This is a genomic window from Diaphorobacter sp. LR2014-1 (assembly GCF_002916785.1).
In the GTDB taxonomy this organism is placed as follows: Bacteria; Pseudomonadota; Gammaproteobacteria; order Burkholderiales; family Burkholderiaceae_C; genus Diaphorobacter; species Diaphorobacter nitroreducens.
Genome location: NZ_MTBE01000012.1, coordinates 1 through 13,041, shown reverse-complemented (window position 1 = coordinate 13,041; position 13,041 = coordinate 1). Strand labels below are relative to the sequence as shown.

The 13,041-nt window shown below is 64.9% G+C and carries 11 protein-coding genes and 1 pseudogene; 5 read left to right on the top strand and 7 right to left on the bottom strand.

Translation table 11 applies throughout. From position 1 onward, the window contains the following. Positions 1–70 precede the first annotated feature (70 nt). Positions 71–733 (top strand): DNA oxidative demethylase AlkB, encoded by a 663-nt coding sequence (gene alkB / locus BV908_RS10685; protein WP_103738111.1) that lies wholly within the window; start codon positions 71–73, stop codon positions 731–733. Positions 734–892: 159 nt separating this feature from the next. Next, the gene (locus tag BV908_RS10680) at positions 893–1,264 is read left to right on the top strand and encodes a response regulator (protein ID WP_012655640.1); all 372 of its coding nucleotides are present in this window, start codon (positions 893–895) and stop codon (positions 1,262–1,264) included. A 52-nt stretch (positions 1,265–1,316) separates the two neighbouring features. On the opposite strand, the gene BV908_RS10675 is transcribed toward BV908_RS10680, so the two are convergent. The 4 genes from BV908_RS10675 to BV908_RS10660 are packed head-to-tail and all read right to left on the bottom strand — an operon-like array spanning position 1,317 to position 7,346. Then, positions 1,317–2,465, bottom strand: a complete 1,149-nt coding sequence (locus BV908_RS10675) for a hybrid sensor histidine kinase/response regulator (protein ID WP_103738110.1) — start codon at positions 2,463–2,465, stop codon at positions 1,317–1,319. After that, entirely contained in the window at positions 2,462–3,061 is a 600-nt protein-coding gene (locus BV908_RS10670; protein ID WP_103738109.1) for a chemotaxis protein CheB, read from the bottom strand. The genes BV908_RS10675 and BV908_RS10670 overlap by 4 nt, the downstream gene beginning before the upstream one ends. After that, a complete protein-coding gene (locus BV908_RS10665; RefSeq protein WP_011804100.1) occupies positions 3,058–3,891 on the bottom strand; it encodes a protein-glutamate O-methyltransferase CheR in 834 nt (277 codons plus the stop codon). The genes BV908_RS10670 and BV908_RS10665 overlap by 4 nt, the downstream gene beginning before the upstream one ends. 41 nt (positions 3,892–3,932) lie before the next feature. After that, the gene (locus BV908_RS10660) at positions 3,933–7,346 is read right to left on the bottom strand and encodes a response regulator (RefSeq protein ID WP_103738108.1); all 3,414 of its coding nucleotides are present in this window, start codon (positions 7,344–7,346) and stop codon (positions 3,933–3,935) included. A 503-nt stretch (positions 7,347–7,849) separates the two neighbouring features. Here BV908_RS10660 and infA point away from each other — a divergent pair. Beyond that, positions 7,850–8,119, top strand: coding sequence for a translation initiation factor IF-1 (infA, locus tag BV908_RS10655; RefSeq protein ID WP_011804098.1), 270 nt, complete (start codon positions 7,850–7,852; stop codon positions 8,117–8,119). On the opposite strand, the gene BV908_RS10650 is transcribed toward infA, so the two are convergent. Next, on the bottom strand, positions 8,116–9,177 hold the full coding sequence (locus BV908_RS10650; RefSeq protein ID WP_103738107.1) for an NAD(P)-dependent alcohol dehydrogenase: 1,062 nt from the start codon (positions 9,175–9,177) through the stop codon (positions 8,116–8,118). The genes infA and BV908_RS10650 overlap by 4 nt on opposite strands. Positions 9,178–9,492: 315 nt before the next feature. Here BV908_RS10650 and BV908_RS22740 point away from each other — a divergent pair. Then, a pseudogene (locus BV908_RS22740) lies at positions 9,493–10,020 on the top strand (DUF4256 domain-containing protein); the annotation flags it as partial. A gap of 12 nt (positions 10,021–10,032) precedes the next feature. Here BV908_RS22740 and BV908_RS10640 read toward each other — a convergent pair. Next, entirely contained in the window at positions 10,033–10,935 is a 903-nt protein-coding gene (locus BV908_RS10640) for a LysR family transcriptional regulator (protein WP_103738106.1), read from the bottom strand. A 115-nt stretch (positions 10,936–11,050) separates the two neighbouring features. Between BV908_RS10640 and BV908_RS10635 the strand changes: the two genes are divergently transcribed. Continuing rightward, positions 11,051–11,686 carry an NAD(P)H-binding protein gene (locus BV908_RS10635; protein ID WP_103738105.1) on the top strand — a complete coding sequence of 212 codons (636 nt, stop codon included), beginning with the start codon at positions 11,051–11,053 and terminating at the stop codon, positions 11,684–11,686. A 59-nt stretch (positions 11,687–11,745) separates the two neighbouring features. Here the strand turns inward: BV908_RS10635 and BV908_RS10630 are convergent, their stop codons facing one another. After that, positions 11,746–12,972, bottom strand: a complete 1,227-nt coding sequence (locus tag BV908_RS10630) for an IS256 family transposase (RefSeq protein WP_103738104.1) — start codon at positions 12,970–12,972, stop codon at positions 11,746–11,748. Positions 12,973–13,041: the final 69 nt, after the last annotated feature.

Below are 13,041 nucleotides of genomic sequence, written 5' to 3'. Positions count from 1 at the left end.
GCTCCTCTATCAGTAGCACGTTGCGCTGGATGGTTAAGCGCTGGAGTCCTTTTTGGCTCACACTACGGGCATGCCATCTGCGCCCTGCGACGACCTGTTTGCCGACGACCCCGCGGAGCCATCCACGCTGGCGCTGGGCATGCAGGCCGTGCTGCTGCGCGGCTTCGCGCTGGCACAGGCACCCCAGTTGCTGGAAGAAGTGCGACAGGTGGTGCGCCAAGCGCCGTGGCGCCACATGCAGACCCCTGGAGGCAAGGCGATGTCGGTAGCCACCACAGGCTGTGGGCCGTTGTCGTGGGTGAGCGACCGGCGCGGTTACCGCTACGCTGCGCTGGACCCGCTGACCGGCAAGCCCTGGCCCGCCCTGCCGGCGGACTTCGCGCAGCTGGCACATGCCGCGGCGCAGGAGGCCGGCTTTGCCGCTTTCGTGCCCGACGCCTGCCTGATCAACCGCTACGCCCCCGGCACGCGCCTGTCGCTGCACCAAGACCGCGACGAGCAGGACCTGGCAGCGCCCATCGTGTCCATCTCGCTGGGTCTGCCCGCCACCTTCTTGTGGGGTGGCGCCACACGTGGCGAGCGCGCCTTGCGCGTGCCGCTGCGCCATGGCGACGCGGTGGTATGGGGCGGGGTGGACCGGCTGCGCTTTCACGGCGTGCTGCCGGTGGCGCCGGGCCAGCACCCGGCAACGGGCGAATGCCGCATCAACCTCACGCTGCGCAAGGCCACCTGATGCTACATGTTTGATAGCTGCTTGCGCTTACTGGGCGGATCTTGTAGCCATTTTTAACGATAATTTCGCAGAACGGCACATTGTCTTACACCGGCGTAAGACGTTCCCCGCACAATGCCCCTTTGCCCTGCGGCAGAGCCCGCATCCCAAGGACCTCACTTGCGCATCCTCTACGTCGAAGACAACTGCGAACTGCGAGACACCATCGGCCTGCTGATGGAGGGAGAAGGCCGCACCGTCGTCACCTGCGCCACGGCCGAGGAGGCCTTGCAGCGCGATGCGGCCCAGCCGCACGACGTGGTGGTTTCCGACGTGAGCCTGCCCGGCATGAGCGGGCTGGATCTGTGCCGCCACCTGCTGGCAAGCAACCCCCAGCGCTGGGTGGTGCTGTGCTCGGGCTATCCGCTGGAGCACGGGGTGGGCACGCTGGGCCCGCATGTGCGGTCCCTGCTCAAGCCGTTCGAGCTGGAAGAGCTGGAGGAGTTGCTGGACGTGATCGCCAGCCACCTGCAAAGCGCCAGCCCCGCCTGAGGCGGCACCTGCCGGGCCGCTGAAGGCCCGGCATCCCCCCGCCCCCGTCCTGTCAAGCCGCCACCGCGCGCCGCGGCAGCGTCACCGTGAAGCAGGTGCGCCCCGCCTGCGAGGCGGCGTCAATCGTCCCGCCATGGGCCTGCACGATCTGGTGCACGATGAACAACCCCAGCCCCAACCCCTGGTGTTGACCGGCCCGGTTGCGCCGGCCGGTGAATGGCGCGAACAGCCGGGGCAGCAGTTCGGCGTCAATCGCACCGCCGTTGCTCACGCGCAGCACCACGGTATCGGCGGCGGCGCCGTCCAGTGACAACTCCACCGGCTGGTCGGGCGTGCCGTGGTGCATGGCGTTGCCCAGCAGGTTCGCCAGCATCTGGCCCAGGCGCTCTTCGTCCCACTCGCCGCGCAGATCCCCTTGCTGCTCAAGCCGCAGGTGGCGCTCGGGGTGGCCGGCGCGGACTTCCTGCACCACGCGCTGCGCCTGCTGCCCCAGGTCCATGGGTGCAGGCTCGATGGCCAGCCTGCCATGCTGGCGGGCGCGCGTCACATCCAACAGGTCCTCGATCATGCGGCCCATGCGCCGCCCGGCCTGCTGCACGTTGCACGCCAGAGCCTGCACCTTGGCGGGCTCGGGAGCGCGCTGCAGCGCACTGGCCACGGCCATGATGGCGCTGAGCGGGCTGCGCAGATCGTGGCTGAGCACGGCCATGAACATCTCGTTGATGTACAACGCCTCGGTGCGCTCCTGCAGTTCGCGTGCCAGCGCATGCCGCTGGCGCTGCAGGTCGAAGAACACCCGGGCCTTGTTGACCAGCATGTGGGGGTCGACGGGTTTGTAAAGGAAGTCCACCGCACCTTTTTCGTAGCCGCGGAACTGCCAGCCCTGGTCCCGCGAGCCGGCGGTGATGAAGATCAGCGGAATGTGCCGCGTGCGCTCGCTGCCGCGGATCAACTCCGCCAGTTCGAAACCGTTCATCTCGGGCATTTGCACGTCCAGCAGCGCCAGCGCCACGTCGTTGTGGGCCAGCAGCAGTTCCAGCGCCTGGGCGCCGGAGCCGGCCATGAGGATCTCTACGTCCTCATCCTTCAACAGCGCCTGCAATGCGACAAGGTTTTCAGGAACGTCATCCACGATCAGGCATTTCACGCACGCGCCGGTTCGATGACTCGCGGCCTGTGCAGCCGGTGGGGCAAAAATCACGAAAGTCCCTCCTTATGCAAGGTGGTCAACAGCGCGGCGATGCGTGCCGGGGGCAGCACCTGATCGGGTTGGATCAGGGCCAGCGCCGCCTGCGGCATGGCCATGGACGAAGCGCTGTCGGGCGACTGCACCACCGTGGCGCCGCCAGCGGCCTGCACTGCGCGCAAGCCCCGCGCTCCGTCACTGTTCGCGCCCGACAGGAGCATGGCCATGAGCCGCGGCCCATATTCATCGGCGGCGGATTCGAACAACACGTCGATCGACGGGCGCGAGAAATTCAGCGGCGCATCCGCGGACAGGCACAGCCTCGGTCCCGAATCCACCAGCAAATGATAGTCAGGCGGCGCGAAATACACCGTGCCCGGCTCCACGGGCTCCTTGTCCTCGGCCTCGCGCACCGGCAGGGCGCAGCGCTGGCGGAAGATGTTGCACAGCAGGCTGGGCCGCTCGCGCGGCAGGTGCAGCACGACCAGCAGGGCCGCATGGAAACCCGCAGGCAGCGCGGGCAGCACCGCGCCCAGCGCTTCGATGCTGCCGGCCGACCCGCCAATGGCAATGGCGTCCAGGCGCACGCGTGGCGAAGCCGCCTGCCTCATGCGTCACCTCTCTTCTGAAAGATGCGCTCGGGCGCCACGAAGTCCTCGAATGCCGGCGCGTGGGAGGAAAAGCGCAGAGATTCCTTGGCCCCCAGGCCCAGGAATCCACGCCGGCACAGGGCCTCGCGGAACAGGCCCAGGGCGCGGTCCTGCAGCGTACGGTCGAAGTAGATCAGCACGTTGCGGCAGGAGATGAGGTGCACCTCGGCAAATACACTGTCGGTCGCGAGACTGTGGTCGGAGAAAACGATATGCCGGCGCAGGCTCTTATCGAACACCACGCGGCCATAGGCGGCGCTGTAGTGGTCGGACAGCGAGGAACGCCCGCCCGAGCGCGCATGGTTTTCGGTGAAGCCGGGCACGCGCTCAATGTCGTATACGCCCGCCTCGGCACGCTGCAGTGCCGTGCTGTTGATGTCGGTGGCGTAAATCAACGAGCGTTCCAGCAACCCCTCTTCACGCAGCAGGATGGCGAGCGAATACGCCTCCTCTCCTGTGCTGCAGCCCGCGACCCAGATCTTGAGCGAGGGGTAGGTGCGCAACAGCGGCACCACCTTTTCGCGCAGCGCGCGAAAGTACTCCGGGTCGCGAAACACATCGCTGACCTGCACGGTAAGGTAGTCCAGCAGCGCAGGAAACACCGCGCGCTCGTGCAGCAGCCGATGCTGCAGTTGGGACAGCGTCTCGCAATCGAACCGCGTGAGCGCGGCCTGGAGCCGGCGCTTGAGCGACGACTGCGCATACCCGCGGAAGTCGTAGTGGTAGCGCAGGTAAATGGCCTCGATCAGCAGCTGCTGCTCGATCTCTGCGGTCTTGCGTTGGTGCGGCAAGTGTTGGCTCCGATATCGTGGGTCCTCGCGCTGGCGCACGCTCACTTGGGCATCCACACCCTCATCAGCGACAGGAGTTTCTCCACGTCCAGCGGCTTGGCGATGTAATCGTTGGCGCCGGCGGCCAGGCATTTCTCCTGATCGTCCTTCATGGCCTTGGCGGTCAGGGCGATGATGGGCAGACGGCGCCACTCGGGGCGCCGGCGGATTTCCGCCATGGCGGTAAAGCCGTCCATCTCGGGCATCATGATGTCCATCAGCACCAGGTCCACGGCGCTCTCGCCGGCGGCGTTGGCACGTTCCAGCGCCTCCAGGGCCTCGCGTCCGTTGCGCGCGATCTCCACGCGCGCCCCCGTGGGCTCCAACACGCTGGACAGCGCGAACACATTGCGCACGTCGTCCTCCACCACCAGGATGGTGCGCCCTTCGAAAGTGGACTCACGGTCGCGCGCCAGCTGCAGCATGCGGCGCCGGTCGTCCGGCAAGGTGGACTCCACCTGGTGCAGGAACAGCGTGACCTCGTCCAGCAGGCGCTCGGGCGAGCGCGCGTCCTTGATGATGATGGACTTGGAGAAGCGGCGCAGCTGCTGTTCTTCGTCGCGCGACAAGTTGCGCCCGGTATAGACGATGACGGGCGGAAAGGACACCTCTTCCTGCTCGGCCATCTGCTGCAGCAGCTCGTACCCGTTCAGGTCAGGCAGGTGCAGGTCCATCACCATGCAATCGAACGTGCTGCCCTTGAGCAGGTCCAATGCCTGCCGCGCGGTGGCGGCGCCCACGATCTCCACGCCGTCGGTTGCCAGCAGGTGGCGCACGCTCTCGCGCTGGCGCGCGTCGTCCTCCACCACCAGCACGCGGCGCATGCTCTGGGTGAATTTGGCCTGCATGTGGAGCAGCGCCTGCTCCAGCTCCTCACGCTTGACGGGCTTGAGCGCATAGCCGATGGCGCCGCGCTCCATGGCCTCCTGCATGTAGTCGGCCACCGAGACCACGTGCACGGGAATATGGCGCGTGGCGGGGTTGCGCTTGAGCTGGTCCAACACGCCCAGGCCGGAGAAATCCGGCAGGTTCATGTCCAGCACCACCGCGCTGGGGCCGTATTCCAGCGCCGCCGCCAGGCCGTCGCTGCCCGTCGAGGCAATGACGCACTGAAAACCCATCTCATGCGCGAGGTCGCAAAGGATGCGCGCAAACCGCGGGTCGTCCTCGATGACCAGGATGGTGTAACGCCCCTGTTCCAACTGCTCCCGGTCATCCGGCACGACGTGCACGGGGGCGCACGGTTTTGCCGCCGGGGCCTCTGGCTGGCTCGCACGCGGTGGTTCGGCAGCGCGTCCGGCAAGCGTCGGCGCCGCTGGCATCTTTGCCTGGCGCTCGTCCGGCTCGCTGACAAGGGGCGCCGTGACGGGCAGGGTCAGCGTGAAGACGCTGCCTTCGCCCGGCGCACTCTGCACCGCGATGCTGCCGCCGAGCAACTGCGCCAGATCCCGGGAGATCGACAGGCCCAAGCCAGTGCCGCCGTATTTGCGATGGGTACTGCCATCGGCCTGGTGGAAGGCATCGAAGATGCGCTCTTGCAGGTCGGGCGCGATGCCGATGCCCGTATCCCGCACGGCAAAGCACAGCGTGTCGTTGTCTCCTGGGAAGACGCGCATGGTCACTTCGCCGCGCGCGGTGAACTTGAGCGCATTGGAAAGCAGGTTTTTGAGAATCTGCGCCAGGCGCTGCGCGTCGGAGGTTATGAATGCCGGCACGCCCGGCTCCACCACCGCGTTGAATTGCAGGCCTTTGTCCTGCGCCTGGGCCCGTAGCGGTTCCATCACGCCCGCCACCACCTTGGCCACCGTCACCTGGCCAATCTCGACCGAGGTCTGCCCCGCCTCGATCTTTGCCAGATCGAGGATGTCGTTGATGAGGTTCAGCAGATCGGTGCCAGCGTTGTGGATGGTCTGCGCATAGCGGACCTGTTCCGCCGTCAGGTTCTGCTGCTTGTTGTCGGCCAGCAGCTTGGCCAGGATCAGGCTGGAATTCAGCGGTGTGCGCAATTCATGGCTCATGTTGGCCAAGAACTCGCTCTTGTACTGACTGGCCTGCGCCAAATCACGCGCCTTGGCCTCCAGGGCGTCCTGTGCAGTCAGCAGGCGCTGCTTCTGGTACTGCAGCTGCTCGGTCTGCGCTTCCAGTTGGGCGTTGCTGTGCTCCAACTCCGCCTGCTGCGCCTGCATCAGGTTTTGGGACTCCTGCAGCATGCGGCTTTGCTGCTCCAGTTCCTCATTGTTGACGCGCAGCTCTTCCTGCTGTGCCTGCAACTCCTCCGCCTGGCGCTGCGTCTCGTCCAGCAGACTCTCCAGGCGCGAGCGATCCAATGCGCCCCGAACGGCCTGGGCCAACTGCTCCCCGGCGCGCACAAGGAAGTCAACTTCGTGCGGAGCAACCGCGCGGAACCACCCCATTTCGACGACCGCGAGCGCTACGCCATTGAGCACGATGGGCATCATCACCAATTCGGCGGGCGTGGCCTGGCCCGTGCCGGAGGTCACTGGCAGATACCCGCTGGGCACGTGGCGCACATGCTGAAGAGTGCGGCTCTGCAACGCCTGGCCCAGCAGGCCCTCTCCCGCCCGCACGGCCCCAGGGCCGGTGTCGGGCGCCAGCGCATAGCCGCCCATGCGCTCGAAGATGCCGTGGCCTTGCGTCACGTAGATGGCCCCTACCCTGGCATCCAACTCCGTCGCCAGATAGCCGATGACAGCACCCGCCATGTCATGGATGCGCTGCTCACCTTGCAGCCGCGTGCCCAGCCCTACAAGGTTGCCTTTGATCCAGTTCTCGACCTCGCGGCTGCGGTACTCCGCCATGGTCATCACCGCAGACGCACAGGTCAGCAGCAACAGCACGGCGGCACTGCCCCACGTCAGGTAGGCCGAGATGACAAACGCTCCTTCCCACACCTCCCGCTGGGCCTGCAGTTGCTGCTGTTCGGTGTTGAGCATCTCGCGCACCAGCGTGCGGGTGGTTTCCATGGTGGCTTGACCGTCGCCGCGCATGGCCTCCAGGGCCTCTTCGCGCCGGCCCTCGCGCTGTAGCGCAACGATGTGCGCAAGTTCGGTCATGCGCTTCGTGGCCAACCCCTGCAATTGGTCGAAGCGCTGCTGCTCCAAGAGACTCCCGCGCGTCATCCCGCGCAGCTTTTCCAGGGCCACCGGCACGGCGGCCTGGGCTACGGTGAACAAGCCCAGCGTCTGCTCCTGCCCTGACAGCAGGTAGCCCCGCTTGGCGGATTCAGCGTCCTTCAAATGCGACCAGACCATCTGGATCTGCGTGATCCGTTCGACCGTCGCGTTGAGATTGTCCACGGCTTTCGCGCGCTCGTCGTTGGACCGGTAGGTGACCACGGCGATCAACAGGGCGGCAAATGCCGCCAAAGCAAATCCCACCATCAGGCGGACGGGCATGCCCCCTCGGATGGCCGCACGGGGCCGAGCATCGGAACTGGAGACAGTCATGTGTGACGTGGAGTAAACATTGCCGCGCGATGATAGGAGCAACGGGTCCCTTGCTCCTGTAGGGCAACGTCTTCACCGCAGCGTATCCCTCTAGCGATCTTATGTCGCACCTGCCGGCAGGGCCAATCCATCACTGGTCAGCAAGGTTTATGTAATTGTCCTAAACTCCCATCCTTTCCCGCGTTACGCGCGCCCGGGGAGCAGATCCCCGCAGCGGCAAGCGCCGGATTCCCACCCCTTCCCTCGGTGATCCGCCGCACTGTGCGTTCTACAGCGCGCTTACGGCCCTTCATTTCACTGCCGCAGGTGGCAACGCGCCAGCGCAGCAAAAGACGGGCAATACCTCGTCTATCGCGCCGGACGGCCGGCGCGTTCCGCAGCCTGTGCTCTCACAGGCCCCCAGGCAAGGGCATGCCCATGCTGGCTCTTGCCGTTGATCTCAAAGGAGTTCCGTGTCCAATAAAGAGCAGTTGATTGAAATGCAAGGCAAGGTAGACGAAGTGCTGCCGGATTCCCGTTTTCGCGTGGTCCTCGAGAACGGACACACCCTCATCGCCTATTCGGGCGGAAAGATGCGCAAGCACCGCATTCGAGTGCTTGCGGGCGACACCGTGTCTCTGGAGATGTCCCCCTACGACCTCACCAAGGGCCGTATCACCTTCCGCCACCTGGAGCCGCGTGCCGGCGGCGCACCGCGCCGCCCCTCGCCCCATCGCCGCTAGGCCCCGGCTGATTCGGCCAGCGTGGCAATATCAATGACGAAGCGGTATTGCACGTCGCCCTTCAACATGCGTTCATAGGCGGTATTGATCTCATCGGCGCGGATCAACTCGATATCCGCCACGATGCCATGCTCCGCGCAGAAATCGAGCATCTCCTGGGTCTCGGGAATGCCGCCGATCAAGGAGCCAGCCAGCGTGCGCCGCTTCATGATGAGGTTGAACACATTGGGCGACGGATGGGGCGACGCTGGCGCACCCACCAGCGTCATCGCACCGTCGCGCCGCAGCAGGCGCAGGAAGGCATCCAGGTCGTGCGGCGCCGCCACCGTGTTGAGGATGAAGTCGAGACTGTTGGCATGCGCGGCCACCTCCTGCGGATGACGGGAAACCACCACTTCGTGCGCACCTAACGAGAGCGCCGCAGCGCGCTTGGATTCAGAGGTGGTGAATGCCACCACATGCGCCCCCATTGCGTGCGCCAGCTTGATGCCCATGTGGCCCAGCCCGCCGATGCCGACCACACCCACGCGATGCCCCGGACCCACCTTCCAATGGCGCAATGGCGAGTAGGTGGTAATGCCCGCGCACAGCAGCGGAGCAACCGCGGCCAACTGCCCTTGCGGATGGCGCACCCGCAGCACATAGCGCTCATGTACGACGATCTGTTGCGAGTATCCGCCCAGCGTGTGGCCGGGCGCGTCCTCGGTCGGGCCGTTGTAGGTGCCGACCATGTGGCCGCAATAGTTCTCCAGCCCTTCGTCGCAATCCTGGCAATGCCGGCAGCTGTCGACAATGCAGCCCACGCCGACCAGGTCGCCCGCCTGGAACGCCGACACCTGCGCGCCCACGGCCACTACGCGCCCGACGATTTCATGCCCCGGCACGCACGGATACAGCGTGCCCGCCCATTCCGAACGCACCTGGTGCAAATCGGAATGGCACACACCGCAATAGGCAATGCCAATCTGCACGTCGTGCGCGCCCGGTGCGCGCCGTGCGATCTCCAGGGGCTGCAAGGGGCGGTCGCTCGCGTGGGCGCCGTAGGCTTTGACGGTCATGGGGTTCTCCTGTGAATGGCTCACGCCCCTGTTGTACAGGTTCGGTCCGATGCGTTTCGGAACAGAATCTTATCGGCACTTCCGGCCTGAGGCAGGGCCTGCCTTCCTCCGGGCGTCGCTGGAAGGCAGGGCGTTGCTGGAGTAGAACCGCGTCAACGGTCCCTCAGCCTGGCCATGCCCCCAGACCAAGGAGTTGACATGAAGGACACGATGACACCCCCACACCGTGCGGTGGTGAAACGGCTGCTTGCCCACCTCCGCACCGGCCCGGTGGCGTGAAACCGTGACGTCTATGCCAGCCTACTCGGGTTCGGCATGCCACAGCGCTCGCGCCCAAAAAAGGTCGCCGCAGGACATGCCATGCGTCGTCGTTTGGGCCCGCTGACGGTGCAACAAGCCACCACCCGAGCGCTGAAGGCGCCGTTGCCAGGAGCAGACATGAAAACAGCACAACGTGATGTCCTTGGCCAGACGCTGAAAAAGCGGTTCGAGAGCCACATGCACCGGCACCCCACCGTCGCCTGGGCCGATGTCCATGCACGCTTGAATGCCAACAAACTGGAGGCGCTGCAGGACATGGAGGCAACGGGCGGCGAGCCCGACATCGTCGGCAGTGCCACCGCGGACGGAACCTACCTTTTCTGCGATTGCACGGCGGAGAGCCCGAGCGGGCGCAGGAGCCTGTGCTACGACGCACAGGCCCTGCATGCCCGCAAGCTGCACAAGCCGCAGAACAGCGCCATCGAAGCGGCCGCGGCCATGGGCGTCACCCTGCTGACAGAGGCGCAGTACCGCGCACTACAGGAGGTAGAGGATTTCGACCAGAAGACTTCGAGTTGGATTTGGACCCCTGCATCAAGCCCTCCGGAGCATTTCGCCCTTCAAAAGCTCGACGAAGGCGCGCGCCGCAGGTGCAATGGCTGTGCCGGGCGGATACACGGCATAGACGCCTCCTTTGCGCAATGTCCATTCCGGGAGCAGCCGAACCAGCGCTCCACTGCGGATGTCACTCTCCAAGTGAAGCAAACTGCCAACCGAAACGCCTGCGCCATTGAGCAGCAAGGCGCGCAAGGCAACAGCGGAATCGGTGCGCAGCTTGGGCGCCATGCGCACCGTGATGTCCTTTGTCCCGTTGGTGAATGACCATGTGAGGGGCGCCGGCAGCAAGGTCAGCGCGATCCACCGGTGATGCGCCAGGTCCTCGGGAGCCTCCGGACGCGGACAGCGGGCCAGATACTCGGGTGACGCCAGGACCGCCTGCCCAAATTCCCCCAGTTTCGCAACCCGCGCGCTTGAATTGCGTAACCACCCCACACGGATGCTCACGTCGATGCCCTCGCCAACGAGGTCTTGCACCTTGTCACTGACCACAAGTTCCAAACTGACCTCGGGATGGCGGACAGCGAACTCCGCCACCACCGGCGACATGACCTGAACGGCATATTCAACAGGCGCACTGACACGCAAGCGGCCACGCAGACCCGATCCACGCGATCCGGCGTGTTGCAGCACTTGCTCAAGCCCCTGCATGAGAGGCGCGCTTTCTTCGAACAACCGTTGCCCCGCATCGGTGAGCGTAACCGTGCGCGTCGTACGGTGGAACAGGGCCGCGCCCAGCACGTTCTCCAGACGGCGAATCTGAAGACTCACCTGCGGACGCGCAATGTGCAGACGTTCGGCGGCGGCCGTGAAGCTGCGCGCATCGGCGACGGCCAGGAAAGCGCGCAACAGGTTGAGATCGCCCACGGGGGATGGCATGATTGGTTCGAATTAGATACCAGTATTGTTCTTTTTGTCCTCTTTTTCTGACGATGCGGCAAGAGGATCATTGACCCCGCACCCCGAATCCGCGGGTCAAAGAAAGGATCATTCCATGCGTATCGCACTGATCGGTGCCACTGGCTTTATCGGCTCCGCCATCCGCCAAGAGGCGCTCTCGCGCGGTCATCACGTGACCGCCATCGTGTCCAACCCCACAAGACTCCCCGCCGCGCAGGGCCTTGAGGTTCAGGGCGCAGATGCCCTGGACTCTCAGCAATTGCGAGCGGTTCTCCGTGGGCACGACGTCGTGATCAGCGCATTCAGTGGCCATGCCAACTCCGACGTATATGGCTATTACCTCAAAGGAATGCACTCCATCATCGATGCAGCGCGTGCCACGGGCGTCCGCCTGCTGGTCGTCGGCGGGGCGGGCAGTCTGGAGGTCGAGCCCGGCGTGCAATTGCTCGACGCACCGTCGTTCCCTGAACAATGGAAAGCGACGGCCGAGGGTGCCCGAGCAGCCCTGAAACTGCTGCGCGAAACACCCGATGTGGATTGGACGGTGCTGAGCCCCCCGCCCATGATCCACCCGGGAACCCGCACCGGACAGTACCGGACCGCGAACGATGCCGTAATCATGGGCGATAGCGGGCCCAGCGACATCTCGCTGGAGGACTATGCGGTCGCCATGGTGGATGAAGCAGAGTCCGCGAAACACCGCGGCCGGCGCTTCACTGTGGCGCACTGAGAACGAACCGAAAGCCCCGTGCCGGGCGTGTCCGAATTTTTGTGTAAACGGTTCGGACTTCAGTTGACGGAGATGCGGTCTCCGAACTGAATGGTAAAGCGGGTCAGCGCAGCCTTCCAATCCCGGATGGGCATGGTCCACTTCTGGCTGATGTTGCGCAGGGCCAGGTAGAACAGCTTGCTCAGCGCCTCATCGCTGGGGAATGAGCCCCGGTTCTTGGTCAGCTTCCTCAGGCCCATGTTCACCGACTCGATGGCGTTGGTGGTGTAGATGACCTTGCGGATTTCCGGCGGGTAGTCAAAGAACGGGATGAGTCGGCTCCAGTTCCTGCGCCAGGACTGGCCAATGGGCAGGTACTCGGCATCCCAGCGCTCCTCGAATTCCCCGAGCATCAGCTCGGCCTCCTCGGCGGTGGCGGCCGTGTAGATGCGGCGCAGGTCGGCAGCCACCTCTTTGCGGCGCTTCCATGAGACGTAGTTCAGGCTGTGGCGCACCATGTGAACGATGCATAGTTGCACCACCGCCTTGGGAAAGACGGCCTCAATGGCGTCAGGGAAGCCCTTGAGCCCATCGACGCAGGCGATGAAGATGTCCTGCACGCCCCGGTTGCGCAACTCGGTGACCACCTGCAGCCAGAACTTGGCGCCCTCGGTCTGGGCCAGCCACAGGCCCAGCACCTCCTTGTCGCCCGTCATGGTGATGCCGATGGCCAGGTACACCGCCTTGACCCGCACCGCGCCCTCGCGCACCTTCACATGGATGCAGTCCAGATAGACGATGGGATAAATCGGCTCCAGCGGTCGGGCCTGCCAGGCCTTGACCTCGTCGGCCACGGCATCTGTCACCGAGGAAATCAGGCTGGGTGAGACCTCGGTGCCGTACATCTCTTCGAGGTGGGCCTGTATCTCGCGCACCGTCATGCCACGGGCGTACAGCGAGATGATTTTGTCGTCGAAGCCGGCCCAGCGGGTCTGGTGCTTGGGGATGAGCTGAGGCTCGAAGCTGCCATGGCGGTCGCGTGGCACTTCGATGGGCAATTCGCCGAACTCGCCCTTGAGGGTCTTCTTGCTCTTGCCGTTGCGGGTGTTGCCAGCGGGGTTGGCCACCGCCTCGTTGCGTTCATGGCCCAGGTGCTCAGTCAGCTCAGCGTCCAGGGCTCGCTCGACCAGCAGCTTGGTAAGTTGCTTGAGCAGACCGTTCTCGCCGATGAGGTCTTCGGGCTTCTTGTAGTTGGCCAGCAGGCCAGACAGCAGTTCTTCGGGTACGTCGTGTTTCTTGGTGTTCATTGTGCTTACGGACAGGCCGGCTTACGCCGGCGGTGGATTGTCCGTTTACACAAAATTCTGCACACCCTC